The sequence below is a fragment of the Spirosoma aureum genome (assembly GCF_011604685.1).
Lineage (GTDB): Bacteria > Bacteroidota > Bacteroidia > Cytophagales > Spirosomataceae > Spirosoma > Spirosoma aureum.
In genome coordinates this window covers 7,545,996-7,572,740 of record NZ_CP050063.1, presented here as the reverse complement: position 1 = coordinate 7,572,740, position 26,745 = coordinate 7,545,996, and the positions used below count along the sequence as shown (strand labels likewise).

The following is a 26,745-nucleotide window of genomic DNA, read 5'->3' as shown; positions in this document are numbered from 1 at the left end:
CGAAAAAAAACGGATGTGAAACGACCAGGTATGGGTGTATTAATTTGAAGCCGGATTCAGGATGGACTGGTATCCTGAATCCGGCTTCAAATCAGACTATGACATTAGTTCATGAGCCCAATCGTTAACGTTTTGCTGTTGTTTCAGCAGGGCCGAAATGGCTCTGGTGGCTAAAATGTTTGAGTTGTACTGACGGAATTCAAGACCCATTCGCCGTACCTGCTGGCGGTACGTTTCATGGGCCAGCACCTGTTCGACACCCTGCCGGATCTGTTCTTGCTTAGGGTTTTCGGTCTTCAGATTGACACCCAGTTTGAAATAGCCAACCCGTGCTGCAATTTCATTTTTACCCTCATGAACACCTGCTACAACCATAGGCAGGTTGTTCTGAATGGCCAGCATAACTCCGCCGTAGCCACCATTCGTTACATACACATGAGCATAAGGCATTACCGCATTGAAATCGATAAATTCTTCAATAATCAGGTTTTTTTGCGGAAAGCGGGCACGCAATTCGGCCGTTTGTGAGCCACCAGTCGTGGCAATAACCAACGTTTCAGAATCACCTTTGTAGGCTTCCAGAGTAGGAATAATTATTTTTTCGGGATCTCGCTCAACCGTTCCCTGCGTAACCAGTACAACACGTTTGTATTGTTCGACCTCGGCAACTTGCTTGAATGGATGCTTGTGGCCATTGCTGTAGGGAAGCATTGGTCCAACAAAATGCACATTCGGGCTTATATCGCTGCGTGGGTATTCAAAAGAGGGCACACCGCTCTGTAAATACAGATCGGGCTGGCGGATAAAAGCATCGAACACGAAATCCTTTGTCGCTGGTAAGCCATGTTGAGCCAGTAGTTTATTATACAGGTCTGTGCAGGGTTTCAGCAGGTGATTAATGGTCATATAGCGCAGAAACCGGTGCTTTAGTTGCCCCAGCATAGAAGTAGCCGGCTCAAGGCCCATGCCGGTAGGAGGGAGATTTTTCGACGTTTCGCCCAGTGGTACAACACCGATGGCCACTACTGGAATATGGAGTAACTGCTTAATGAAAGGAGCGCCAGTAAACAACACATCGCAGATCAGCAGATCAAAAGGAAACTCTTCGTGAATGGCCAGCAGGTCTTCGACAAATTCAGGAGCCCGTAGCAGAAACACGTTATTGATATCGAAACGGAGCCGGGCAATGGAGCTTTTTATTTTTTGCCGCTCGGGTAATACCGTGTCCATGTTGAGCTGATTAATTTCCTGGGCTTTGCCGTACGGATAATAGGTAATACCCAACTTCTTGATTTTGTCGGCATAAGTTGGGCCTGTATACCAGCGCACGGTATGGCCAACTTGCTGAAGATGAACGGCAAGGCCCGTTAGTGGATTCAGGTGGCCATCCATGGGCATGGTGGCAAAAAGGATACGTTTGTTGTTCATTGTAGTTGTTGTTAATAAGCGGAATAGTGCCTGCGTGGCTATTATGAATCAAAGATGCAGATCGCTAACCACTGCTAAGAGTTATTTGTCGTTGAAACGGTAAACTTCGGCAACGAACTGCTTCTTACAAGCGTTTGATCGAAGCAGTTCGTTATCGGTTACTTCGCTGCGAGTTGAGCATCGGCGTTCTTCCTGGCAACGTCGTTATGAATCTTCGGTATTGTTTTGAGGTACTCGTAAATGGCCCCAACTTCATAGTCGGTCAGCGTTGGGTGTGGGCCCATTGGTGCCCGCAGTATGGAGCCATCAGGGCGAACTGCGCCTTTAACGGCCTTAATGAATTGTGCCTTTGTGTATTTTTTGCCGATTCCAGTCTGTTCATCAAAGGTTAGGTTGGCCGAAAAAATGGTTTTCCCGCCTTCGCCTTTCATCTCGTTACCCCCGCCGTAGAAACCCGCCGACTGTTCGGGATGCTCGCGGCTCTGTTTCGTAAAATCGGCTGAGTGACAACTGTAGCAGTCGGCTAACCCATTGGCCATGTACCGCCCGAATGCCACTTCGTCGGTGCTGTCAGGAATGGTCTGAAACGTTGGTTCATAGGGCTTGGCACCCATCATGGTGTGGGCCAGAAACTTTGTGACGAAACTATACTCTGAAACCGGCGCTTCCTGCTGACTTGCCTGAACCTCAAACCGGTCAGAGCGTAACCAGGCAATGATCGATTCAACGTCGTCATCAGCCATCAACGGGAATTTGGGCATGATAGGTGCAAATGTACCATCGGGTCGCACCCCCGTGCGCAGGTAGTATTTCAGATCGCCATCGGTCCAGTTGCCAATGCCCGCTTTTTTGTCCTGCGTGATATTGGGCGAGTAAAGCGTCCCGAATAGTTCGGGCAATTCGTGCATTGCTTTGCCCGTCAATCGGTTATCGTGTGCGGCATGACACTGAATGCAGAGAATATGGGCAATTGCTTCTCCGCGCTTGATTCGGGCCGGTGTTTTTTGAACCGTCAGGTGAGGGGCGGCCGGAGGATCATAAGAGGGAATCCCCGTCAGAGCAACATAGGTACAGAAACCAACGGCAGCCAAAACAATGCAGCCAACAATGATTCCCAGAATTTTAACGATTTTTTTCATGGTTTCTGGTAAAGAGAGTGATTCAGATTGCCGGTAAAGGCGTGGCAAAAGTGGCCTTTAAAGCAGCCTGATGGCAATAGAAAAGCCGGTGAAGTGGTAGAAACCGCTGCTGAAGTGATGCAGATACCTGATAAAAAACGAGCTGTGGCAAGTCGGCCATCAGCTCGTTTAAACGTCCCCTAATCCTGCCAGACCTGTGCTGTTGAAAGCATCAGACGAGTTTATTTGATGTTCCTAATTGACTGGTTACTGCCTGTTAGAATTTCGCTGTAAGACCTAAACGAAGGGCCGAAACGCCGTAGCCAACTTCGGCAAAGCCACCAATCTTTTCGCTGAACATGTAGCGGGCTCCCGCATGAATGCCCAGGTATAAACCGCTTGAGTAAGGGTTGTAATAATCGCCACTGTAGCCGTATGTGTCTTTGTAGGAAGCATGGCGGAAACCAAGTGATACACCAGCGTATGGATCAAATTTTTTGTTACCCGTATTGAGTAATTCGCCAAGGTGATAGGAAGCCCGTGCACCCACATAAACGAACGTATAGTGCCAGCTGTAACCGCTGTAATTATAGCCATAGCGGGCATAATCGACAGAACCACCTACCGAGATGTTATTCTGAATCGTTTTCTCTACCGATACGCCAATCGGAATACCACCAGCCGTATAGGCACCCAGACCAATACCGGCATTGATGTAAAGTGGACGATCGCCGGATGATTGCGCAGGCATAGTACGCACCGACGCGCCGGGCGTAGTGACTGGCTTTTGTGGCGCGGAAACGACTTTAGGCGAAGAAGCCATGTTGTGTGCTACCGGTTGAGCGGCCGATGTAGATTTGGTTGTTGATGCCGACGGTTGCGCAAAGCGGGTAGACATTTGGGCCGAAGCTGCAAAGCCGCTCATCATGAGCAGCGATAAAGAAAGTAAATAGGGTTTCATTAGACGCGTTGTTAAAAAGAGGATGATTGATTGACATGACCCGCTGTTTGTGGCGGTTGCTGGACCAAAATTGGCATGATTGGCCAGGAGAAATCAATTGCCAGCTGCATGAACTGTAACTTGTAGGACTTGAATCGGTATAATCTGGTTATAGGAAGTGAAGCAAATTCGTGGAGTTGTCTGTGCATCTCCATAGAAGGCACATTCGTGGAGTAGACAGGTGCGGTATCGGGCCGACTGATAGGCTGGCGTTCGAATAAATGCGAACTTGCCAATCTTAATTTTCACGCACATGTCTGAGCAAACCGCTACCGAGCGGGCTACCATGCCTGCCGCTTATAACCCAGTTCTGGAGCGACGAACCGTCGAGAACGCCAATCAGAATTTGTTGAAATACCTGCGGCCGGGGCTGTCGGTACTGGATGTTGGCTGTGGCTCGGGTGCGATAACGCGCAGCATTGCGGAGAAAGTCGGCCCAACGGGTCGAATTCTAGGCATAGATCCAAACGATAAACTGATCGAACAGGCGCGCCAAAATTCGGGTAGTCTGCCGGGCCTTGATTTTAGGCAGGGTGATATCTATACATTTGATACCGATGAGCGATTTGATCTGATCACCATTGCGCGAACACTGCAATGGCTAGCCGACCCAAAGGCAGCCCTTATTAATATGAAGCGATTCGTAAAGCCAGGAGGTTATCTGTCGGTGCTCGATTTTAACCACGAGAAGATTAGCTGGCATCCTGAGCCACCAGAAGCCATGAAAACCTTCTATGCTGCTTTCCTGAAATGGCGACAGGACGCGGGTTTCGACAATGCCATTGCCGACCATCTGGCTGATCTGATGAGTACGATCGGCTTTACGGACATTCGGGTAGAAAATCAATCTGAACTCGCCCAAAAAACGGACCCGACCTTTGCCGTAGCCAGTCGGTTGTGGGCCGAGGTTGCGGAGTTGCGTGGCCTTCAGCTTGTCAATTCGGGCTATATTTCGGAAGAATTACGCGTACGGGCGATTGCTGATTATGACAACTGGATTCAAACCGTTGGTGAGTCAATGACGGTCTATATGTTGGCTGTAGAAGCCAAGCAATGATCATTGAATCCGATAAATCATGCGCTAGGTCTCCGGGAAATGGTGCCTGATTTATCGGATTGAGTACGTCGGCCGCCTACAGTTTTTTTAGTAGTGATGCCGGTATTTTTAGGGTTGCAGCGCTGTCGTTCTGTAAAGCCAGTGAGCCAAAAATGTCATGGTCGGCAATGAAGCCAGTGCTGTCGTAGGAGGCAACCGTAGCCGTGTTGATGCGGTTGGTTTTAGCCGTTTGCAGCAGACTTCCCCGTTGGCCCGTCGTCGTCAGATCGTTGATTGTACTTTTACTAATAAGCACTCGTGCGTTAGTCATCGTAATAACCAGTTTGTCGGTCGTGAATCCTGCTAGTTTGCAGGTCGATGCGGTTGCGATGAGATTCTGTACCGAAGGGGCGATTATATACACAAACGGTTTATTATCGAATGCGTCGCCACCCTTGATTCGTCGGAAGTAGAACTCGGGTTCGTAGCGAACAATCAACGTATCACCTACTAGGCGATGGGTAAACGGAATTATGTTGTCTTTCTGCACCCGTATTTCAAACGTTTTTCCGGCCTCTATACCAACGGTTGTGTAGCTGTCGCCCGAATTGGCCGGACTTTTTTCTGGTTCGATTCGCACCGCACCAGTAGAGAGGGCACCAAGTTTGATACCTTCTATTTTCAATACGCTGAATGGTTTGATTGGCGTTGTTGAAAAGCCATAGAATGGGTCATTGAAATCAATCTTGTCGTGTTCAGCCCGTAAAGACATCACAGAACCAACCAGCGTAAGTAAACCCATTGCCAGCAGACTTATCAACAGTTTGTTACTTGTTTTCATAGTTATAGGTGAGAACAGTGCCGTATGTGGATAAGTCTTTGCAGTTATCCACATACCAACAGGATTGCGGTTACTTAGTTAAATTCAGCTTTAACGAAATCGTCATACCGTTGCTCAATTTCTTTCAGGTCGATATTGAGCAAATACATGGTGCGGAAAAAAACGGGCAGTTCCGTTTCCAGAAATTGCTCACGACGATAGGCTGTAATACGATTATTCGCATCGTCGGCAGCAAAGTAGCCGATGCCCCGCTTGTTGAAAATGATGCTCTTTTGCTGCAAAAAATCATACGTCCGAACAACCGTATTGGGATTGACTTCCAGTTCAATACCCAGGTCCCGAACCGACGGAATACGTTCGCCCGGTGGCCATTGTCCCAGCAAAATCTTCTCGCATACGTAATCAGCGATTTGCAGGTAAATGGCTTGTTTCTCTCGAAAATCCATAATTACAGTTCTTTTTCTGTGAAGCGGACGTAAGCTATAAACCACAACACGGGCGCTACCAGCAACAAAATTGCATTGATAATAAGTTTGGGGATTCCTGTCAACTCTACATTGTATCTGCCCCCAGTCTGTTGAAAGAAAAATACTTCCACGAACGGAGTCGACCCGTAACGTTCGCGAGCCGGGAATAACTGGATGATAATAAACTCATTCAGGAAGATGATCGCAAAGTAGATCAAAAAGGCGATGATGCTGGTTTTGACAAATGGCACTTTTGTGAAGTAAATAGATCCCAAAAAGAAAAAGGGGAGCGTTAGCCACGACAGGTAGCGAAAGTCAAAAGGAATGTTCGGTCCAAGCAAATCAAGTAATTGATAGTGAGGCTCGTTTGCGGGAATTCGGCTGTTGATTATGAAGAAGCAGATTCCTTCTACCGTGTAAAAAACACCAATAAAAACAGGAACGAACAACAATAGCATCAGTAACCCAACCAGGTATTTCTCCAGTTGCGACGCTGGCAGTGTCAGGTAAGGAATCCCCCTGAGTGGCGAACTCACGACCCGAAATAGCTCACTGGCAAACCAGGCACCAGCCCCGCCAAGGATAAAACTGAAGAGAATTCCATGAAATCGATAGATGCTCTCGCTGTAGTGAGCAGTTCTGGCAGTACTGGGTGCGAGCATCAGTATCCAGACGCCAACTAATACCCCAATGCCCATCAGGTAGGTACGGAGATGTTCGAATAAGTGCAGACGAAGCACTAAAGTAAATCGGCGGAAGTCGAAAGTTTGATTCATAGTGCAGGGATGAGGAAAGAAATAGCCAGCGAAAAGCAGTAAGGAACAACAGTGCCCATCAGAGCAGTTAACAGCAGAATAATGACAGCATATACGCCCATGGTCGTCATTGGAAAAGGACTTTAATCCGCTCCCGGTTAGTAACCACCGTATTGAAGAGCCGTTCCAGATCGACCTTACTATCTTCCTGCGCTGGGTTTTCCATCACAACGGCCTGCCCCCGCAACGACGGCTCAGCATATAAAACATGATCGGTTTCCATAACCGTCGATACCGTATTGAACAGAAGCCGATCGGAAATGTCGGCCAGCGAATGATTGAGCAGAATTTCGCTTTCGTCGAGAACAATCACCGCATCGATCAGATTGTCCAGATCGCGAACCTGGTGAGTCGAGATCAGGATAAGCCGGTCGGGGTCGAGGGCAGAGGATACAATTTTGCGAAACTGGCTTTTCGATGGAATATCGAGCCCATTCGTCGGTTCATCCATGATCAGAATACGGGTGTTGGCGGCCAGGCCAAAACTGATAATAATCTTCTTTTTTTGTCCATACGACATCGCCGTTAGCTTCTGGTCCTGCGGCACATCAAATTCCGTCAGGTAGCGACGGAACTGTGAATCACTGAAGTTTGGATAAAACGGCCCCATTGTATCGATGTACTGCTGGACGGTTATCGACGGCAGATAAATTTCCTCCGGAATAAAATAGAGTTCCTGCAAAAAGGAGGGTTGCCGTTTTCGAGGTTCAAACCCTGCCACGTTGACTCGCCCGGCAATGGGATAGAGCAGGCCGCCCATGAGTCGTAACAGGCTCGATTTGCCCGCTCCGTTTTTACCCAATAATCCATAAATGGTTCCCGGTTTCAACGACAGACTCAGATTCTGAAAAACCAGTTTTTTTCGACTGTATCCGAACGTCAGGTTGTTAAGGTCTAGCATTGATTGTTTGATTTAGTGTACTACTTGACTAATACACTGCAATGCTGAGGATTTATCGGTTTAATGTCAAGTAAAACGCTGATTTTATTTTGATAGGTCTATCAAACTATGACCGTGTCATCACCCCTGGTGAAAGATCTATAAACAAATATTGAGCTTTATGTGGTGACCAAATGGCTGTTTAGAAAGTATTGCTCAATCAATTCAAGACAAATTTTTTTTAGCTACTCAATTATTTTTTTTATGAATAAGATATTGATAGTCAGATTAATATTTTGACTGGAAGGTCGCCAATTATAAATGCCTGCTAAAAAAATCATAACCATTTAAAATATTAATCGCCCCTATTGCGACTATCCCTTTGAAGCAGCGAACACAGGCCTGTAGCGAAACTCAAGCGTAAGAAATCTTTAAACAAAATAACAACATGAATATTTGGCGAATAGCGGGCATAGCCCTGATGGCCGGGTTGGCCCTGTTTCTGGTAACGATTGTTTTGAAATTAGTCCTGATTGCTTCGGTAGGCTTCCTGTTGATCCGGGTTGTTGGCGGGCGGCTGATGGGCCGGGCGTTCGGTGGACTGAGGCAGGGAGGCTGGCAATCAACCGAGATTATTTCAATCGACAATCCTGCTTACCGTTCACCCATGAACCAGCGTGGATTTAGCCGTGTGATTCCCATCAACTAGGCAGAACAGGAAAACAACAACATAAAACGTAAACACAACAGTAAAGAACACAATCATGCATCACAATCAGGCATTTCAATCAGACTATAAAGGGGGTTGCGGCTCAATGGGCCGGGGTAAATTCGGTGGCTTCAAAGGCCGGGGTAGATTTGGTAATTTCTGGGGACGCCATACGGGGGGATTTTTTCAACCGCCGGTGAACATTGAAGAGACCGACGACAACTATGTTATTTCATTATTTGCGGCCGGTATTATTAAAGAGAACGTAACATTGACCGTCAAAGACGACATACTGACGATTGCCTATCCAGGCTCAAATCAGGATACAAACTCCGAATCGACCGCTCAGGGTAACTATACGTATCAGGAGCATAGCGTGGGTTCGTTCGAGCGGTCATTTCGGCTGAATGACAAAGTTATTGTTGAAACGATTTCGGCCAGCTATGCCGAGGGCATTCTGAAAGTCGTTCTGCCCAAAAATCCGGCTACCAACAAACCTGCGCAAACAATCACGGTAGGATAAGCGATTAGATCGGTAAGATGAGCAAAAAGGCCAGACTGTGTGTACAGGACTGGCCTTTTTCAATAAGTTCACGTTGATTCCGCGATGAACCGGATGGTTTACTGCCGTATCAGTGGCAGTTTTATGTCGACAATCGTTCCTGTTCGGGTAACTGGATTTTGATCCATAATAGAATAACTGGCTTCTGTACCGTAAAGGGCTTGCAGCGAATCAACCCGTTCGGTCGTAACTGTGCTACCCAGTGATTGGTGAGGCTGCCTTCTGGTTTGCGCATGTATGGCTGCGGCTTTTGCGCGGCCAATGCCATTGTCTTCAACCCGGCAGCGTAATTGATTTTCAGTCTGCTGGATAGAAACAATCAATATGCCTGGCCCGTCAGTTTTATGCCGTAAGCCATGTAAAATGGCATTTTCGACGAATGGTTGCAGTAATAAGGGGGGCATCAGGCAGGTCTCTACAGTTGGATCGATGGCAAACGTATGACTAAATCGATGATCGGCGCGTTCTTCTTCCAGTTCAATATACAACGTTAATGTTTCGAGTTCCTGCCTGATTGGGATCAGCGTTTCGCGGGAGTTTTCGAGAACCTGACGAACCAGCCGGGAAAATTTCTGAAGAAAGATCGATGCGGCATCCGGCCGGTTAGTCAGAATATAGGCGTCGATGGTATTCATACAGTTGAAAATAAAATGCGGATTCATCTGCGCCCGCAAAGCCCGCGTTTCGGCTTCGGCCCGCTGGCGCGTCAGCTCACTGCGTCGCCTTTCCTGACCAATACGCATACGATAGAAACCATACAAAAGCCCGAGGAGGCCCAGCAATACCAGACCTCTGAACAAACCGCTTTCATACCAGGCTGGGGCAATTTCAAATTGAATCGTAATGCCGTTCTGATTCCAGCGGCCCGTGTCGTCGCCATTCTGAACGACTAATGTATAGTCGCCTGATTTCAGGTTCGTTAGATTGAGCTCATTGGTTACCCCCAGATTGATCCAACCCGAACGATCAGTTAGCCTGTAACGAAAACGTATCGTACTGACTGGCCCGAAGCTCAGGGTTGTAAACGTAAAGCGAAGATCATTCTCGCTGTTTGCCAGCAGTAATGGTTTTGTTAGAATAACGGGTTTGTATTGCCCGTTGACCTGCATACTGGCAACCGTTAGCGGTGGCAGGGGAGTAGGTTGATGTAATCGGTTGATGTCGATCAGATTGAACCCATTTTGCTGACCAACCAGCAACAAATCGTTTGGCGTTATGGCAAACCCGTTTGTGGCGTCGTCGGAGAGCAAGCCATCTACTTCCGTAAATCGTCTGATCAGGCGGGTGGCTGGATTGAAGGTGTGTAAGCCCTCTCCGGTGCCGATCCATAGTCGATTGCCGTTATCTTCGGCAACACCAAAGCATTGATCATCGGCTAACTCTGGGGTCAGACCACTGTAAACAGAGCGCAGGCTGTCTATTTTTCCGTTGGTATCGGTCGTATTGACACCTCCTCCACCAGCGAACAGCATTCGGCCCTGTTTCCCGACTGATACCCGGGTGAAATAATCGCCGATAAACTGCTTATGATTATTAAAATCAGCCAGTTCCTGCAATCGGCGTTCCCGTTCATTATACCCGATCATGCCAAAACTTTTCGGATACCAGGCCGCTATCCAGATTCGGCCATCAGGTGACTCCGTCAGATCGTGGTAGCGATTTGTAGCCCAGAGTTCACGAGCTTTTTGTTCATTCCAGAGCGAAATCGGGCGCAGGGTATTGAGGTCAAATACCTGAATGCCCTCGTTTTTATGAAGCACCCATACGCGTTGATGACGATCAGCCAGTACTTTCTGAATAGAAGGCGATGAAAATCGGGATGACAGTTTAACAGCCTTAAAATCAGTCTTGTTTAGCTGGAAAATGCCCTGGTCGGTGGCAGCCCAAAGAGTACCGTTTACCCACGATAGCGTATTCGTTATCGCATCGACCGGATAGCGGAAAAGCTGAAACGTATTGGTGGCCCGTTTCCAGCGCAGCACGCCCGAATGCGATAAGCCTAGCCAGTAGGTATCGGCAGAGTCGGGTAATATTGCTTTGACAATCACCGCTTTTTGAGTGATCGATTCTGGGAGCAGAACCGTTTGTATGGCAGAAATTCCGGACCGATACTGCCAAAGCCCATCGTTGGTGGCTAACCAGATAATGCCGTTACCCGTATCAGGACTGATTTGTTGTACGGAAACACCCTGTAATCCATCAACGGTTATACTAGTCTCCAGCTTAGGCTGGAAAATTTTTAAACCATCATCGCAACCCAGCCAAAGTGTCATTGTACCCGATGAACCGACCACGAAAGCCAGGCTCCGAATCATCCCCGAGATAGGGTAGTGGCGGAGCGTTTCCTGATCGGGCTGGTACTGAAAGAGGCCATCATTAGGCGTTCCTAACCAAAGATTATCCGTATTGTCTTCGGCTATAGCAGAAAGATGCAGCGCTTTTCTGTTTGCCGGATTGACTGCTTCCGGGCCTAAAACGCAGTACATAGAATTCTTCTTACGGTCAAAACGATACAACCCCCGTTCGCTCAGAATCCAGAGTCTGTGTTGATGATCTTCAAAGAAATGTTTCCCCTCACCAGTCTGATCTGTTCCTTTAATCGTGTAGTAATAGTGTTTTTTTGTCGCGATTTCATACCTGCGTACAAGTCCGTAGCTACTCGACCAAAGATTTCCCTGCGAATCGGTGAAGAGGTTATTAAAGTGGTCGTTGACCGGGTCGGGGTCCGTGAAGTCGACCGAGTCGACGGGTGTAATTGACTGACCATCCTGATCGGCAATGAACAAACCGGCATTATTCCAGTAAACAGCCAATGAACCGTTTGGTAAACGGCTAAGGCTATTGACAGCCCCGACCTGGCTTTCCGGTATTTGCCGGAACGTATAGCCATCGTATCGACATAGCCCGCGCCGGGTCGCTACCCAAAGATACCCTTTCGCATCGGTCGTAATCGCAGATACAAAATTAGACAGCAAGCCGTCTTTTGTACTGAGTTTCTGAAACGTCAGGTTAGGTGATTGCCCGAGTACGAATCCGTTCAGGAATAGCAACAGGATGAACGAACAAAAGCCCTTAGCAGGTGACGTTTTCAAAGCCGTTTTATGGTTTTGGCCTTTAAATCAGCCTTCAATGATCCGGTAAAACACATCTTGATTCGTATTGCCAACGGGAATGACCGCTTTCCCGATGTAAATCCTGTTTCGCTCGATTGATTCAATCTGGTTTACAGCAACAATATAAGATTTGTGTACGCGAATGAACTGATTACCCGAAAGTTTTTCTTCCAGGCTCTTCAGGTTTTACAACGTTAGAATGCTTTCTTGTTTAAACCTATAAGGTCTCAAAGATCTTATAGGTTTGTAGTTGGAGTGAAAAATTATTGATATATAATTTGTTGATTATGAGTTGATTGACTTATAGTTGATTTAAGAGTTTAAGAAATATTCGAAGTTTCATGCAACCTGATTACCGAGTTCTTACATCTTCCTGTCAAATAACACAAGGAATACAATTCTGAACTTGATAAACTTCAAATTTCCTAAACTCTTAACTCCGATTACAACCATGAAAACGTTCAAACACCTCTTCACTGCCGCTTTAGTTGCTGCTTCGACTGCTACGTTCGCCCAGACAACGGTCATCATTTCTACGGATTCTGTTTCGAAACCACGCCGGACCGTCGAGCGAATCACCTCTGATTTCAGTATTTACGTAGGCTTTAACAATTTCGGTGGTTCGCTGCCAGCGGGCTATGATTTACGGCCGATTGGTTCTCGCTTTATTGCGCTGGGCTGGCAGAAACGCATTCCACTCCTCACGACTGGTTCTACAAAACTGCGGTTAGTAACCGGCCCGGAGATTGCCTGGAACAACTTCATGTTCGAAGGTCGCAACACACTGGTTGAGCAGAATAATCAACTCGTGATTGAGGCTGCTAATGTCGATCTGCATCGGTCGAAGTTAGTGACAACCCAACTCAATCTGCCGGTAATCCTGAATCTGCGGTTTAAGTCAGGACTGACAGTAGGAGCAGGGGCTTATGTTGGGATGCGGCTGGACAGCTACACGAAAGTAAAACCAGAAGGTGGATCGGTCGTTCGGACGCATGGTTCCTACAACCTGAATCCTGTTCGCTGGGGTCTGACGAGCGAACTTGGTTTCCGGGGCAGTGCGAAACTATTTTTCCGGTATGAGCCAAATAGCCCCTTCCGGTCGGGCGAAGGCCCCGATGCAAGCGTATGGGCTGTTGGCCTGAAACTGTAATTTGAATTGGGATCTATCTGATTTTTCTGATTGACTTTGATTTTGCTTTCAGTCAGAAAAATCAGATAGATCCCGATTTGGAAGCGTGTGCTGCTTTCTCTTCAAAGAGCAGATTTGTCAGTAGAGTAATTCAAATGGAGTCAGATGCCAACAGCTTATGTCTAAAATAGGCTGAATAAGGCTTGGGGCTAATACGACTCTGGCTAGTTGAAATCAGGGCATAATCAGCTAAAAGCAAAGGACCAGAAAAGTAATAAAAAAAATTCTGCGTCAAGCAACGTTCACTTTTTTCATGCGTCTTTGATCCAAAGTCGCTCTTCATAACACCAATCACAAACTAAATCCACTCATACAGCCGTTCAGACCGCTTGTGTAAGAACAGGTACTTTGCGATGCCCACTACCTACCTTTGCAATGTACTTCGACACAAACACAGGCAACCTTCTGAAAAAAGACAGTACCATGAAAGCGACATTTTACTCTTTGACATTATTTATACTGACGCTGACCACGTCGTTTGGACAGATCCTGACGCGGGGTAACGTAAGTGGGCAGGTAGGCACAGTGGCCGGTAAACCACTCGAATTTGCGACCATGATGCTCGTGAAAGCAAAAGATTCAACGCTCGTAAAAGGAGCTATCAGTGAAGTAACCGGTAAATACGTCTTCGAGAACATCGGGGCAGGAAATTACCGGGTAGCCGCTCAACAGATCGGGTACCGCAAAATATATAGTGATGCGTTCGTGATTGATGAAACGCATCCAGCCATTGAACTGCCAACACTGGCGATGACCGAGGAATCGAAAAATCTGACTGAAGTAAATGTGGTAGCAAAAAAACCATTTATCGAACAGCAGGTAGACCGCACGGTCGTCAACGTTGAAAATAGCATTGTATCCAGTGGTAATACGGCTCTGGAAGTACTGGAAAAAGCACCGGGCGTAACCATCGACCGCCAGAACGACCAGATTCAGTTGAAAGGCAAATCGGGGGTAATCGTCTATATCGATGGAAAACAGACGTATCTCTCCCAGCAGGAAGTTGCGAATCTGCTGAAAAATACGCCGAGTGATAACATCGCTACGATTGAGATTATTACCAATCCGGGGTCGAAATACGATGCCGCTGGTAACTCCGGGATTATTAATATCAAGATGAAGAAGAACAAGAATTTCGGTACGAACGGAACGTTCATCGTTGGAACGGGCTACGGCTGGGTGAATAACCTGAGCGGTGTTCGTGATGACCTGCCGAAGTTCAACACGTCTCTGAATCTGAACCACCGCGAGGGTAAAGTGAACCTGTTCGGTAACTATAGCTACGTGAATCGGCAGAGTTCGCAGAGTAACGAAATTAACCGTACGATTCCGTTCAATGGCAAGACGACCTATTTTGATCAGTACTCGTTCCGGCCAAACACGTTCGTAGGGCATTCGTACAAAGCCGGTATGGATTATTTTGTGAGCAAGAAAAGTACAGTTGGGGTTCTGGTCAATGGTTTTTCAAATGACTGGCGTTCAGCAGGTATCAACAACACGTACATCAGCGACGATAATCACCAGCTAACCAGCAAGCCGACTACGAAAACCGATGCCCGCCAATTTTTGTCAAACGTAACGGGTAACCTTAACTATAAGTACGAATTTGACGGAAAAGGGCGTGAGTGGACAGTTGATGCCGATTATGTTCACTACGGTGGTAAAAGCAACAACAACTTAAGTACCATCTATTATAACAACGCCAACGAAACGACCCGGCCAAATCAGGATGTGCAGAATAACATGCCTTCTACGATCAATATTATGGCCTTCAAAACGGATTATGTTCATCCGCTGAAGAATGGCGGTAAGTTTGAAGCCGGTCTGAAAACGAGTTTCGTGAAGGCCGATAACAACACCATTTACGATACGCTTCAGCAGGAAACAAAACAGTGGTTACCTGATGCAAGCCGCTCGAATCAGTTCAAATACGACGAGAATATCAATGCCGCCTATCTGAACTATGCCGGAAAGCTGGACAAGAAAACCAAAATACAGATGGGATTGCGGGCTGAACATACGCACTCAATCGGTACGTCGGTTACACTCAATCAGGTGGTTGATCGTAATTATCTGAACTTATTCCCGACTTTGTTTCTGTCGAGACAACTTGATTCGACCAATACACTGAATCTGTCGTATAGTCGCCGGATCGATCGCCCTGACTATCAAAATCTGAATCCGTTCGTGTTCTATCTGGACCCCTATACCTACCAAAAAGGAAATCCGTTCCTGCGGCCTCAGTATACCAACTCGATTGAACTGACGCACGTATACAAGAGCACGATTTCGACAACACTGGGCTTCAGCCGCACAACAGATTTTATTAACCGCGAAACACCCCGGCAGATTCCGGCAGAAAATATCACGTACGTAACACCCGAAAACCTGGGTTCGCTCGACAATATTAACCTGAATGTAAGCTTCCCGGTGGTGGTTGCAAAGTGGTGGAGAATGCAGAACAATGTAAGTACCTATTACACACATTATCAGACATTTTATTCAGGAACGCCCTATGAAGTGAAACTGGTAGCCTTCAATCTGTATTCGTCGAATAATTTCACACTGAACAAAACCCTGTCGGCTGAACTGTCGGCCTGGTATAACTCATCGTCTCAGTATGGTTTCTACCGTGCCCAACCGATGGGCGCTTTCAGCCTGGGCCTTCAGAAGAAGGTGATGGAAGGAAAGGGTAATATAAAACTGAATGTTAGCGATCCATTCTGGCTCAATAAGTTTAATGGCCGGGCAATGGTACAGGATATCAACTTCCGTGTTCGCTCGCAGTGGGAAAGCCGTCGGATTATGCTGACGTTCACGTACCGCTTCGGCAACCAGAACGTAAAAACAGCCCGTCAGCGTAATTCAGCAACATCTGCGGAACAGAGCCGGGTTGGAGGACAAAATTAAAAGGACGTATGAAGTTTGTGATATAATCTGGACTGCTAGCTTATATCGCCTATGGCTTACTTCATCGATCCTTAAAGATTAGTTTAGGTTAAGAAAACGCGAAAGCCATGCTCATCTTGAAGTATGGCTTTTTTGTTGTCTCATTGTCAGTATATTATGATTAGTGAGCTACACTTTTAGAGGGCAGAGCAGCCGCAAAATTTGAAAAGGAAAATGGCAGAAACGCCCCCCTCAATTGTCGTGTTTGCATGGCTTTGTTTGTGCGTATGACTGCTATTTTTGTCGTGTGGGAAGGGTGGCTACAGGTAAACAGAACGCCAGCTTCCTACGCAAAATTTATTGCTATGGAACAACAAACCGATTTGACATCATCGGGCTATGCTCCCGTGAATAATCTTTCCATCTACTACGAAATATACGGTGAAGGCAAGCCATTGCTGCTTCTGCATGGCACCTACATGACTATTCCGCTTAATTTTGCCAAACTTATTCCTCAGCTTGCCCGTACCCGTAAAGTAATCGCCATCGAAATGCAGGGGCATGGAAGAACGGCTGATGCTGACCGTCCATATACTTATGATTCCCTCGCCGACGATGCGGCTGGCCTGCTGAAATACCTCGACATCGATCGTGCCGACGTTCTGGGTTATAGCCTGGGGGGAACGGTTGGTTTAGCGCTCACTATACGCCATCCCAATCTGGTCAATAAACTAATTGTCGTTTCGTCGGTCTGGCAATATGATGCCTGGACACAGCCTGTTAAGGATCAGCTTGCATTTTTGGCCACAAAAGCCCCCGAATTTCTAACGAATACGCCGTTGAAAGTGGAGTATGACCGAATTGCTCCTGAATCGGAGCATTGGTCCTCGTTCGTAACAAAGGCGGCTCAGTTTGTTTCAACACCATTTGATCTGGGTGCCGACAACATCAAACGCATAACTGCGCCTGTTCTTTTAATTATGGGGGATAATGACGGGACTGACCTGAAAAAAGTGGCAGAGCTATATTCCCTGCTGGGAGGTGGTATTTCCGGCGATATGGCTGGTTTGCCTAAGTCGGAACTGGCGATATTGCCTGCAATGACCCATGTGGGGCTTATGGGCGTAGCCGATAAGTTACAGGCGCTTATAAATCCATTTTTAGACAAGGCTCAATAAACGAATTGGGCTCATTAATGTGCACTGACTATTGGGCAGGCGAACAGCAGTAGTCATTGCTCTAGAAGTTATACAGCCTTAATAAAGTCAGGACTTTCGTTAGAGCCGTGCTACGATTACTAATTACGCTTACAGAACCGTGGTACGGCTCTAAGCGAAAGTCCTGAAAGTAAGCGACAATAAAAAAGCCCGAGTTTTACGGACTCGGGCTTACTTGCTTAGATCAGGCCTAACTAGGGTTTTAGGAGCTTCACCTGCTGCCTCTCAGTAGCCGTATTGACCTGTAAAAAGAGAACGGATTTGCCCGTGCCGATTGGCACAGTAACCCGCTCCAGATTGCTAGCTTCAGTAAGGTGCTGCTGATGCAGAGCCCTGCCCTGAAGATCCAGTAAATTCAACTCCACAGCCTGGCCTGATACACCACTAATCTCCACATCAATTGATTTCCCCTCGATGGGATTACCCAGGACTTTAACCTTCAGACCAGTCCCTGCTTCGGGCACGCCTAACCGTGTCATGCTCGTGCAGATGGCAAGCCAGTTGTAAGCAAAGCTAGCTAGAGCGTTGAGCTGACGGGCATTCAGCGTGACTGAAGGATTGTCGGTATATAAATTTAGACTGTATGGCCCCGGATTGGTCGTCGCCATCATCTCATTAACCACCGAGAAGCTAATCGGATCACCACTCAATCCTTCATACAGGGGGGTGAATGTTACCCGTCGCTGAGTGGCGCTGAGGATCTCACAGGTTGCTGTCGAGACACCCACAATAGTAAAGCCAGAAGGATTCGTTGGTGATGAATTTACCGTCAGTTGGAAACTGGTCTGGGCAGACAGGCCGTCAGGGTCCAGTGCGGTAATGCTGACCATACTGACTCCTGTTGCAGAAGGTACACCACTGATCTGGCTGCCGTTCAGACTGAGCCCAGTTGGCAGGCCAGTGGCTGTAAACTTGAGTGATTGTTGATCTGGGTCCGAAAAATAGCTGGCTAAATCCAATTGATAAGCCTGGTTATGTAAGGCTGTCTGATTAGGGATACCGCGGGTAGTCGGCGGATTGTTTTCATGGGTATCCGTCTGACAGGAAGCCCGCCAGTTGTAACTGAAACGCGTTTCAGCATTCCCCGCCTGATTAGCTACCAGCGTAATGATTGGATTATCTGTATAGAGTTTTAATGTATAAGGAGCCGGAGCCATTGTGGGGGATAGTTCATTGACCACTGAAAAACTAATCGGATTGGCGTTCCGACCCGCGTACTGGGGTGTAAATTGAACCTGATAGCCACCTTTTGTATCGTCAATGAGCTGGCAGCTGACCATCAGCACCTCCGTAATGGCAAAACCGCTGGGTATGATTTGCAAACTAAGGGGAACAGAAGCTTCACTGGTACAGCTTCCCACCCTACAAGTGGCAGAGAGGGTGTAGTTCCCTGGCTGAGTAATGGAATAAACCGAGCCATTGGCCAGACCATTACCCCCTAATAGAGCCCAGTTGATTGTGCCATCAGGACAGCCATTGGCCGTTACCGAGATAGGCTGATTGGTCATTAGAGCACTGGCTGCTAGTGTCGGAGCCGGAGGAGTGTCCCTCTGATCCTGTACTGTAGCCAAAGCCGTTGCGCTGCAACCCATAGCGATTTGGGCAACAACTGAATAGCTGCCCGGCTGATTAACCGTGGCTGTGTTTAGGTTAGTACTTTGAATGCCTGGGCCTGAAAAGCTGATGGTGGCAGATTCAGCATAGCCAACAGCAGTTAGCGTAACGCTGGTAGTCAGACAATTAAGCGGGCCGCTCACTAGTAAACTTAGCGATTGGGGAGCGCAGGCCGTTATCGATGTAATGGTAAACGTGGTAACGGCCGATAACCCGCCGGGATCGGTCGCCGTAAGAGTGACCTGACTGACTGCACTTGCCAAGGGCGTACCGGAAATGATCTGGGTAACAGGGTCAAAATTCAGCCCATTGGCGGGGTCGATGCTGGCCGAATAGGTTAGGCTGTTGGGTGTTTCTGTGTCGGTGAATGCGTTTGCCGAGAACGAGTAAACCTTACCTACCGTAGCTGTCTGACTGACGATGGCGGTGGGTTGCGGGGGTGTGTTGGCCGGAGCGCAGCTACCTGTACGGTCAGCACAGAAAGCCGCAAAGTCTCCCCCGCCTGGTAATGCTGGATTGTTAGAAAAAGCTGAATTTATATTGTTTATGCCACATAAAGCTGAGAGAGATGCAGGAAAGCACCCACTTAACTGGTTTCTGGATAAGTTAAGGGTCTGTAATTTCGTTAAAGCTCCTAAGCTCTCAGGAATAGTACCGCTCCAGATGCTGGAGCTAAGATTTAGATATTGCAGCTCTGTCAGCGCCCCTATGTTACTCGGTATACTTCCCGGCAATCCATTTTCCGATAAATCCAGGTATTTCAGATGGGTGAGCTCACTCAGGCTAGCGGGTAAGGTCCCACTCAATTGATTAGATTTCAGATCCAGTGAAACGACTCGGCCGTTATTGTCGCAGGTCACGCCAAACCAGTTACACGGGCTGCATCCACTCATCCAATTAGCGCTCCGTCGCCATTTATCACCATTAGTCGCTATGAAAAGTGCTGCTAAAGGGGCATAATCCTGACTGACAGTATTTGGCTCCCCTTGAAACTCATAAGCACCCATATCAATCGTGCGGACCTGGCGCGGATTGCCAGCAAAGTCGGTATCGGGGCCAGTGTAAGCGGCAGTCTCACCGGCATCGATGGCTGCTGAGCAGGACTGAAGTCGCAGGTCGCCGTTGGCCGGATCGACAAATGAAGGACTGAGGCCCGAACTGCCCTGGCTATCAACGACATATGGATAACCTTTGATCAGGCTGTGGCGTGCTATTATAGAACCTTCAAAGACTGGCTTAGGTGGATTGCTGTCTTCGTAGCCCTCTTCCGCTGAACGTCTCCAGACAATACAATTGATTAAGGTTGCCTTTCCAGAATGAACGCTTATTCCCGTGGCTCCACTTGTAAACGGTGCGTTCTCGGCTAAAATAGTGCAATTAGTCAGGATAGGCGTCCCTGTTACTAGTATGCCTCCCATAAACCAGGCGGTATTTCCTATGAGCGTGCAGTTTGTTAGCGTTGGACTTCCTCGCCCAAGACTCATCGCTCCCCCTGTAGTTATGGCATCGTTGTTAAGGAAGCGACAGTTGGTCAGAGCTGGACTTGCATCCTGGGTATACATCCCACCACCCTGACAGCCATCGTAGTTAGTGCTGTTTTTTATGAAATTACAGTTAATCAGGGTCGGGCTACTTTTCTGCATGGCCAGCCCTCCTCCGTGACCGCCACTCTTATTTCCTATAAAGTTGCAGTTAGTCAGAGTTGGATTGCCGTTCAGAATTGCCAGCCCACCCCCGCCAAAGGAAGCCGATGTCTGGGCACCGCCAGCCACGTTTTCTATAAAGTTACAGTTCGTGAGGGTTGGACTGCCGTTCAAAATATACAACCCACCTCCCGAAGCTAGTATTACGTCACCAATGTAGGCCTTGTTTTTTATGAAACTACAGTTAATTAGAGTTGGACTACCATTCCTGATGAACATCCCAGCCCCGTTACCGTAATTAATTCCATCGCTAATGGTCAGGCCATCGAATCGAGTTTGATTGGTTGCCCCATCAGTTGTGCTGACCACATGGAACTCTTGTTGATAAGGATCGGTAATAATGCTATTGGCACCACTCAATGTGGTTGATGAAGGTTGGTCGGTAGCGATGGGCGGACGCTCCGCAATCGTCGATTCTGTTCCTTCAAAACCACCGTATAGCCCCACTCCATTCGGCACTTTAAAACCAGCCTTTAGGTTACTTTCGCTCAGTGGTGCAGGCATGTATATCCCTTTAGCCACCCACACCTGCTCAACACCTGGCACATCCAACATAGCCTGTAAATTGCCTGAGGCATTTTGCCAGCTCGTGCCGTCACCCGTTGCGCCTTGTTTGACCCACCGGATCGATTGTGCCAGTGTAGGGGTAATGAGACTATAAATTAGTAGCCCTACGGCCATTAGTCGCCAAAGGCGTCGGAAGTAAAGATGAGAAGCCAATGTAGAAATATTTTTATTATCCCGCTTTTGTTACTATTATCGAATAAATATAAATATTATGTTTAGTATATTTCTTTAATATGAGAATTTTTCTTAATAAATTAATAGCTCGTAGTATGTAATAGGGCCAGGCGATCGAACTGAAAGGTAGTATGGGAAAATTAAGAAGCTGATCTTGCAACGTATGGGTCTAACTAACAACTTGACCGGCTCGTGACTTAGGTTAAAAAAAACTGGATTTCCGGTCTTCCATGTGAAGGTTTCAAGGCTCTGGTTGAAAAACGGATAAAGGCGAACAGGGGAGATGTAGCAGGTATTACCTGTACTAATCAACCAAAGAAATAAATGGAGAAGGGGACTGGCAAATAACCGCAATAGCCGGATTGGCGTCCTGACTATTGCGGATTATGCTGCAATTTTAAGTTAGGTTAAGAAAACGCGAAAGTCATGCTCTGTTTGTTGTATGGCTTTTTTTGTTATCTGCCAGTAATATACAGCGCTGTTCGCATATTTACCAAAATCTATTCTACCCGGTTAAAATCTGATCGAGTCAGATAGGATAGCTGGAGAAGCGATTTCGACTGGCTCCCTTTGGACTGAAAGGTCATCCAGCAAACGGCGCTTGAACGCAAAATCTATACGACAACTGCCTAACCAGAAGCTCCGTAGGCTATAAAAAAAGATAAGGTTCCCTGATCTTAGCAGAGAACCTTATACTGACTATTCCTAAACCCTTAACCTTTTCTACATGAAAAACTAACTTTTACCCTTTTCTGTTCCAAATACTCGACGAATTCAGTATTTAATTTAACTTACTGAATGTCAGAGTTTTCGCTAAGAGACTGATTCGCGTTCCAGAGGAAGTTGATCATCCGGGCCGTATGGTTGGCCTGGTTCATCCAGCGACTGGCTTCAGCATTGTTTTGCTTAACCAGTTGAGTATTGACTTGAGCGGCTGCTTCGTTAAACTTAGCACGGTCGGCGGGGCTGAGATTCAGCACAGCGGCCGGGCTTTGGTTGTAAAGCGAGATAACGCTCATAAAATTTTTCCAATTGGTGTTGCGCACCGACTTGGTAATGTGTTGTTCGTAATAAGAAGCAAATTGCTTTTCCGAACCATTAACAAGCAGGGCACTTGCCGGCTTGGTGGCTGCCGGGCTATCATCAGTGTTGGTGGTGGTAGCCGCGTCTGCCTGAGATGTCATCAATCCTAATCCAAGAATCAACGACGCAAAGATAACACGCGATTTCATTGTTTTGTTCTATTTTCGTTTCAGTTAATCAACGCACAAATGTCCGTAGAAGTTCTGAAAGTGCAAAACATATATAGGGGGCTATTCGGAATATTATTCCGAATTTACTATTGTTTAATTTTTAATTTATCGTTTTTGACTATTAGAATCTAATCGGAGCGGAATTATATTTGCATGTTTTGGTGGTAAAGACATAGAAAATATTCTTTTGAAAAAATGCAAAATTCTTTAAAAATTTATACTATTGGTTGTAATTGTTCATAGCAAATTGTATCCCCATAGTACAAAAAGCAAGCACTGCATTGCCGGCACGGTCCAAATAGTCGGGTAATTGAATCATTTCGTCTTCAGGAAACTGCCCCAATACGAAGTCAACCTGCTTTCCTTTAGAGAAACTATTGCCTATTCCTACCCGTAAGCGGGCGTATTCCTGGGTAGCCAACACTTCGTCAATATTTCGCAATCCATTATGACCGCCCGGCGAACCTTTAGGCTTCAAACGCAGCTTGCCAAAAGGCAGGTCTTTATCGTCAGTCACAACAAGAATATTCTCGACCGGAATATTTTCCTGTTTCATGTAGTAGAGTAACGCCCGCCCACTTAGGTTCATGTAGGTTGTCGGCTTTATGAAAAAGATTTGTTTTCCTTTGTGTTGCCATTTGGCCGTATAGGCCAGACGAGTCATTGTAAAGTCAAAATCATGTTGAGCGGCCATTCGGTCCAGAACCATAAAGCCGGCATTATGCCGGGTTAGTGCATATTCAGGGCCAATGTTGCCAAGGCCAACGATCAAAAATTTAGTCATTCGTTAATAACCCGTAGGCTTCTATAGTATAACGCCCACAAAAATAGTGAGCTAAAACCAGTGAGGAACGGCTGATGACTGCTAACTGAAGACTATTTTTACTCCATGAACCAACAACGCCTGATTCTTTCCAGTCCGCTGCTCGAAATTGTGATCAGCCGACTGGCGCAGCAACTAATCGAAAATCACCAGGATTTTGCCGATACGGTTATTTTGGGGATGCAGCCACGAGGTATCTATTTTGCCGAACGCGTCGGACGTGAGCTGAACCGAACACTGGGTTTTACTGTACCACTCGGTTATCTGGATGCAACTTTTTACCGGGATGATTTTCGTCGGCGCGATTCTCCATTGCAGCCTAATGCAACCCATGTGCCCTTTATTATTGAAGATAAGCGCGTAATTCTGGTCGACGATGTGCTGGCAACGGGCCGAATGGTACGGGCTGCCCTTGATGCGATGACCGCGTTTGGAAGGCCTCGAAAAGTGGAACTACTGGTTCTGATCGACCGGCGCTATAACCGCGATTTGCCAATCAAACCCGACTATACCGGTAAGCGCGTAAATACGCTTGAATCGCAACGTGTATTGGTCGAGTGGACCGAGCAAGGGGCCGATGCAGATCGGATTTGGCTGGTGGGCTGAATCTCTGTATCCAGTTAATAACAAGCTTTTGACACTTAGCTACTTATTTATGACATTTGAACAATATGTATGCTCCGGATTGGCGGGATTTTTGTAATTTCGCTGTCCGTAATTATACGTAATGAAACCTCTACAGAAACTACTTATACTTTTATTCTGCTTTATACTTGCCAGTAACCATAAAGAGGCCAGCGCGCAGACCATTTATACCGTTACCGGACTGGTTACAGATGCCCGTACGGGCGAACCTGTGCCGTTTGCCAGCGTCGCTCTTGTGGGCCGTCGGGTTGGGTCGCTAACCGACGAGCGGGGCCGATATACCATAAGCGCCAAGATCCTGACCGATTCGATTGCTGTAAGCTCCCTTGGATACGTTACCCAGCGCCAATTTATTGATCGCGAACGAACAACGCAGGCTGTTGACATCAAACTGATATCGGGTGGTGCCTCGCTTCAGGAAGTAACCGTCCGTGCTGGTGAAAATCCGGCGTTTCGCGTTTTGCGGCAGGTACGCAAAAACCGCGTTATCAATGATCGTAAGCGGCTGCTGGCCTACGAAAGCGATAATTATGTTAAAACACAAGTTGCTCTCAGCCACGTTTCGGACCGAATGCGCCGAAATCCGTTGATCAAGCGGATTAACGAATCGCTGAGCAAACATGATTCCATCATTGATAGCGAAGGCCATCGATTACTGCCGATTTTAGTCTCGGAGTCGGTGTCGCGTTATTACTACCGGGATAATCCGCAACGCAAACGCGAGGATGTGCGTAAAACCCGGATTAAAGGGGTGGCCGTCGATGATGCCGGACTGAGTTCGCAGTTGCTGGGAGGGACTAATCTGGTCAGCCAGAATTTCTATGACAACTATATTCCAATTTTAGGAAAGGATTTTGCTTCGCCCATTGGCGATAACTGGAAAAACTGGTACGAGTTTTTTCTGGCCGATACAACACAGATTGGTGATCATATCTGCTATGAAATTCAGTTTGACCCGAAGCGGCCCGAAGATCTTGTGTTTACTGGGAAAGCCTGGATCGACACGACTACGTTTGCCTTGTGTCAGATTGAAACACATATTGGTAATGGAGCTAACCTGAACTATGTGCGCAGACTGACCATTGAGCAGGAACTGGAGCCAACAATGGATACGACCACCGGGTCGTCGGGCATGGCTGGCTGGTTGCCTACTAAAATCCGGCTGCTGGCCGATTTGACGGGCGTGGGGAAGCAATCGCTTGGTTTGCGGGCCGAGGTGACACTTCGCAGCAGTAACATAGTCGTCAATAAGCCACACCCGATGTTGTTCTATGAGCAGCCCATCGAGCCGAGCGATACGGTGGCTACTGCCAATGAGGCCTACTGGCATGCCGTACAGGGCAGCCTTGCCGGTGCCGATTCGCTCAATAAAGACGATCTGAAAGCCCGCGAGATAATCGATAAACTCAGAGCAGTACCTGCCGTGAAAACCGCCGAAGGTATCGGTCAGGTTCTCGTGACCGGATTCTATAAACTCGGTGGCATCGATTTAGGACCCTACCCGTATCTGTTTGCTGTCAACACCGTTGAGGGATTGCGGACGAGAATTGGTTTCAAAACAAACGATGACTTTAGTCGTAACTGGATTTTTCGGGCTTACCTCGCCTATGGTACCTACGATCGCCAGTTTAAGTACGGTGGAGAAGTCAATTATCTCTTTTCGCGCCAACACTGGACATTAGCGGGCGTTAAGGTTGCCAATGACCTGGAGCGTTTAGGACTAACACCCGAATTAATCGGTGGAAATCGAATCTTCTATGCACTGAGCCGCTTTGGCCGTTATCGGGGTGCTTACCGGAGTATGCAGAAAGAGTTGTTCTTTCGCACCGAGCCTGTTCGGGGTATTTTACTGACCGCTACGTTAGGGAGCCGGACGTTTGATCCTATTTTCCCGTTTCATTACCGCATTGATCCCGATATGGGTGACCTGTCGCCCCTAAAATCGACTATTTTCGATGCCTTCTGGTCGATTGAAGCCCGGTTAGCCCGGAAAGAAAAGTACATTATGGATGGGAATGACCGAATTACACTCGGAACGAAACGGGCTCCTGTTCTAACAATTCGTTATACCCGAGGACTCAAGTCTTTAGGTGGCGATTTTAATTATGACCGGCTCACCCTGCGGGCGCAGCAGTCGTTGCGGCTTGGGCCACTTGGCCGGATGACGTACTTGCTGTCGGCTGGATTTACGCCGTCGACGCTGCCTGCACCGCTCCTGTTTCCACATATTGGCAACCCTACACCATTGTTGACGAACAATACGTTCAACAGAATGCAGTTTTATGAATTCGTGAGCGACCGATTCGTTGCCATTCATATTCAGCATAAGTTTGAAGGGTTATTGTTTAACCGGTTGCCGGGAATTCGGAAGCTCAACTGGCGATTGGTAGCCAATATCGATGCATTATGGGGTAGCCAATCGAAGGAAAACCAAGATGTTGAGACGTTTAAACCTCTGCCAGGAGGCATGAAGCCCATTCATTTTGGCACGCTCGATGGCGCTAAACCGTATCTGGAAGTTGGCTATGGAATCGATAATATTTTTAAACTGGTCCGTATTCAGGCCATTCACCGGCTAACTTACCTCAATGGTGGTCCTAATGGAATACCTATTAGTCCATTTGCCTTAAAGGCTTCTGCTTCGATTAATTTTTAATGGGAATAAGCTGTGTTTCGCGCCAATATTCGTGAAACACAACTTA

The 26,745-nt window shown here is 47.3% G+C and carries 20 protein-coding genes; 8 read left to right on the top strand and 12 right to left on the bottom strand.

The genetic code is table 11. From position 1 onward, the window contains the following. Nucleotides 1-96: 96 nt before the first annotated feature. From G8759_RS30270 to G8759_RS30260, 3 genes are all read right to left on the bottom strand, one after another. A complete protein-coding gene (locus tag G8759_RS30270; protein ID WP_167216690.1) occupies nt 97-1,428 on the bottom strand; it encodes a glycosyltransferase in 1,332 nt (443 codons plus the stop codon). 158 nt (nt 1,429-1,586) lie between these two features. Continuing rightward, complete coding sequence (locus tag G8759_RS30265) at nt 1,587-2,567, bottom strand: c-type cytochrome (protein WP_167216688.1); 981 nt, start codon at nt 2,565-2,567, stop codon at nt 1,587-1,589. A 256-nt stretch (nt 2,568-2,823) separates the two neighbouring features. Further along, nucleotides 2,824-3,507, bottom strand: a complete 684-nt coding sequence (locus G8759_RS30260) for a porin family protein (protein ID WP_167216686.1) — start codon at nt 3,505-3,507, stop codon at nt 2,824-2,826. 292 nt (nt 3,508-3,799) lie between these two features. Here G8759_RS30260 and G8759_RS30255 point away from each other — a divergent pair, with 292 nt between their 5' ends. Next, nucleotides 3,800-4,603 (top strand): methyltransferase domain-containing protein, encoded by an 804-nt coding sequence (locus G8759_RS30255; protein WP_167216684.1) that lies wholly within the window; start codon nt 3,800-3,802, stop codon nt 4,601-4,603. Between the two features lie 76 nt (nt 4,604-4,679). Here the strand turns inward: G8759_RS30255 and G8759_RS30250 are convergent, their stop codons facing one another. From G8759_RS30250 to G8759_RS30235, 4 genes are all read right to left on the bottom strand, one after another. Next, nucleotides 4,680-5,423, bottom strand: coding sequence for a hypothetical protein (locus G8759_RS30250; RefSeq protein WP_167216682.1), 744 nt, complete (start codon nt 5,421-5,423; stop codon nt 4,680-4,682). Nucleotides 5,424-5,497: 74 nt separating this feature from the next. After that, the gene (locus tag G8759_RS30245; protein WP_167216680.1) at nt 5,498-5,869 is read right to left on the bottom strand and encodes a GntR family transcriptional regulator; all 372 of its coding nucleotides are present in this window, start codon (nt 5,867-5,869) and stop codon (nt 5,498-5,500) included. A 2-nt stretch (nt 5,870-5,871) separates the two neighbouring features. Further along, the gene (locus G8759_RS30240; protein WP_167216678.1) at nt 5,872-6,666 is read right to left on the bottom strand and encodes a hypothetical protein; all 795 of its coding nucleotides are present in this window, start codon (nt 6,664-6,666) and stop codon (nt 5,872-5,874) included. A 106-nt stretch (nt 6,667-6,772) separates the two neighbouring features. Continuing rightward, nucleotides 6,773-7,606, bottom strand: a complete 834-nt coding sequence (locus G8759_RS30235) for an ABC transporter ATP-binding protein (RefSeq protein ID WP_167216676.1) — start codon at nt 7,604-7,606, stop codon at nt 6,773-6,775. 427 nt (nt 7,607-8,033) lie between these two features. On the opposite strand from G8759_RS30235, the gene G8759_RS30230 reads away from it, so the two are divergent. Together G8759_RS30230 and G8759_RS30225 are read left to right on the top strand one after the other, a co-directional pair. After that, entirely contained in the window at nt 8,034-8,294 is a 261-nt protein-coding gene (locus tag G8759_RS30230; protein ID WP_167216674.1) for a hypothetical protein, read from the top strand. Between the two features lie 55 nt (nt 8,295-8,349). Then, nucleotides 8,350-8,817: an Hsp20/alpha crystallin family protein gene (locus tag G8759_RS30225; RefSeq protein ID WP_167216672.1), complete on the top strand. Its 468-nt coding sequence runs from the start codon at nt 8,350-8,352 to the stop codon at nt 8,815-8,817. Between the two features lie 98 nt (nt 8,818-8,915). Here G8759_RS30225 and G8759_RS30220 read toward each other — a convergent pair whose 3' ends face one another. Together G8759_RS30220 and G8759_RS36080 are read right to left on the bottom strand one after the other, a co-directional pair. Continuing rightward, nucleotides 8,916-11,948: a sensor histidine kinase gene (locus G8759_RS30220; protein WP_167216670.1), complete on the bottom strand. Its 3,033-nt coding sequence runs from the start codon at nt 11,946-11,948 to the stop codon at nt 8,916-8,918. A gap of 27 nt (nt 11,949-11,975) precedes the next feature. After that, nucleotides 11,976-12,113, bottom strand: coding sequence for a LytTR family transcriptional regulator DNA-binding domain-containing protein (locus G8759_RS36080; RefSeq protein ID WP_317166795.1), 138 nt, complete (start codon nt 12,111-12,113; stop codon nt 11,976-11,978). A 307-nt stretch (nt 12,114-12,420) separates the two neighbouring features. Here G8759_RS36080 and G8759_RS30210 point away from each other — a divergent pair, with 307 nt between their 5' ends. The 3 genes from G8759_RS30210 (at nt 12,421) to G8759_RS30200 (ending at nt 17,225) form a co-directional block, all read left to right on the top strand. Then, nucleotides 12,421-13,119, top strand: a complete 699-nt coding sequence (locus G8759_RS30210; RefSeq protein WP_167216668.1) for an outer membrane beta-barrel protein — start codon at nt 12,421-12,423, stop codon at nt 13,117-13,119. Nucleotides 13,120-13,581: 462 nt separating this feature from the next. Next, nucleotides 13,582-16,068: an outer membrane beta-barrel protein gene (locus G8759_RS30205; RefSeq protein WP_167216666.1), complete on the top strand. Its 2,487-nt coding sequence runs from the start codon at nt 13,582-13,584 to the stop codon at nt 16,066-16,068. A gap of 344 nt (nt 16,069-16,412) precedes the next feature. After that, entirely contained in the window at nt 16,413-17,225 is an 813-nt protein-coding gene (locus G8759_RS30200; RefSeq protein ID WP_167216664.1) for an alpha/beta fold hydrolase, read from the top strand. 233 nt (nt 17,226-17,458) lie between these two features. On the opposite strand, the gene G8759_RS30195 is transcribed toward G8759_RS30200, so the two are convergent. The 3 genes from G8759_RS30195 to pth form a co-directional block, all read right to left on the bottom strand. Beyond that, on the bottom strand, nt 17,459-21,301 hold the full coding sequence (locus G8759_RS30195; protein WP_167216662.1) for a putative Ig domain-containing protein: 3,843 nt from the start codon (nt 21,299-21,301) through the stop codon (nt 17,459-17,461). 812 nt (nt 21,302-22,113) lie between these two features. Then, nucleotides 22,114-22,554, bottom strand: a complete 441-nt coding sequence (locus G8759_RS30190) for a hypothetical protein (protein ID WP_167216660.1) — start codon at nt 22,552-22,554, stop codon at nt 22,114-22,116. A gap of 241 nt (nt 22,555-22,795) precedes the next feature. Next, nucleotides 22,796-23,359, bottom strand: coding sequence for an aminoacyl-tRNA hydrolase (gene pth, locus G8759_RS30185; RefSeq protein WP_167216658.1), 564 nt, complete (start codon nt 23,357-23,359; stop codon nt 22,796-22,798). Nucleotides 23,360-23,464: 105 nt separating this feature from the next. On the opposite strand from pth, the gene pyrR reads away from it, so the two are divergent. Both pyrR and G8759_RS30175 read left to right on the top strand, forming a co-directional pair. After that, on the top strand, nt 23,465-24,004 hold the full coding sequence (pyrR, locus tag G8759_RS30180) for a bifunctional pyr operon transcriptional regulator/uracil phosphoribosyltransferase PyrR (protein ID WP_162387908.1): 540 nt from the start codon (nt 23,465-23,467) through the stop codon (nt 24,002-24,004). 121 nt (nt 24,005-24,125) lie between these two features. Further along, complete coding sequence (locus tag G8759_RS30175) at nt 24,126-26,699, top strand: DUF5686 and carboxypeptidase-like regulatory domain-containing protein (RefSeq protein WP_167216656.1); 2,574 nt, start codon at nt 24,126-24,128, stop codon at nt 26,697-26,699. Nucleotides 26,700-26,745 lie beyond the last annotated feature (46 nt).

Excerpts from the sequence above, each read along its gene's own strand:
- G8759_RS30240 (WP_167216678.1), bottom strand. The coding sequence starts at position 6,666 with ATGAATCAAACTTTCGACTTCCGCCGATTTACTTTAGTGCTTCGTCTG.
- G8759_RS30190 (WP_167216660.1), bottom strand. The coding sequence starts at position 22,554 with ATGAAATCGCGTGTTATCTTTGCGTCGTTGATTCTTGGATTAGGATTG.
- G8759_RS30260 (WP_167216686.1), bottom strand. The coding sequence starts at position 3,507 with ATGAAACCCTATTTACTTTCTTTATCGCTGCTCATGATGAGCGGCTTT.
- G8759_RS30250 (WP_167216682.1), bottom strand. The coding sequence starts at position 5,423 with ATGAAAACAAGTAACAAACTGTTGATAAGTCTGCTGGCAATGGGTTTA.
- G8759_RS30200 (WP_167216664.1), top strand. The coding sequence starts at position 16,413 with ATGGAACAACAAACCGATTTGACATCATCGGGCTATGCTCCCGTGAAT.
- G8759_RS30265 (WP_167216688.1), bottom strand. The coding sequence starts at position 2,567 with ATGAAAAAAATCGTTAAAATTCTGGGAATCATTGTTGGCTGCATTGTT.
- pth (WP_167216658.1), bottom strand. The coding sequence starts at position 23,359 with ATGACTAAATTTTTGATCGTTGGCCTTGGCAACATTGGCCCTGAATAT.
- G8759_RS30225 (WP_167216672.1), top strand. The coding sequence starts at position 8,350 with ATGCATCACAATCAGGCATTTCAATCAGACTATAAAGGGGGTTGCGGC.
- G8759_RS30270 (WP_167216690.1), bottom strand. The coding sequence starts at position 1,428 with ATGAACAACAAACGTATCCTTTTTGCCACCATGCCCATGGATGGCCAC.
- G8759_RS30245 (WP_167216680.1), bottom strand. The coding sequence starts at position 5,869 with ATGGATTTTCGAGAGAAACAAGCCATTTACCTGCAAATCGCTGATTAC.
- G8759_RS30175 (WP_167216656.1), top strand. The coding sequence starts at position 24,126 with ATGAAACCTCTACAGAAACTACTTATACTTTTATTCTGCTTTATACTT.
- G8759_RS30235 (WP_167216676.1), bottom strand. The coding sequence starts at position 7,606 with ATGCTAGACCTTAACAACCTGACGTTCGGATACAGTCGAAAAAAACTG.
- G8759_RS30255 (WP_167216684.1), top strand. The coding sequence starts at position 3,800 with ATGTCTGAGCAAACCGCTACCGAGCGGGCTACCATGCCTGCCGCTTAT.
- G8759_RS30230 (WP_167216674.1), top strand. The coding sequence starts at position 8,034 with ATGAATATTTGGCGAATAGCGGGCATAGCCCTGATGGCCGGGTTGGCC.
- G8759_RS30210 (WP_167216668.1), top strand. The coding sequence starts at position 12,421 with ATGAAAACGTTCAAACACCTCTTCACTGCCGCTTTAGTTGCTGCTTCG.
- G8759_RS30205 (WP_167216666.1), top strand. The coding sequence starts at position 13,582 with ATGAAAGCGACATTTTACTCTTTGACATTATTTATACTGACGCTGACC.
- pyrR (WP_162387908.1), top strand. The coding sequence starts at position 23,465 with ATGAACCAACAACGCCTGATTCTTTCCAGTCCGCTGCTCGAAATTGTG.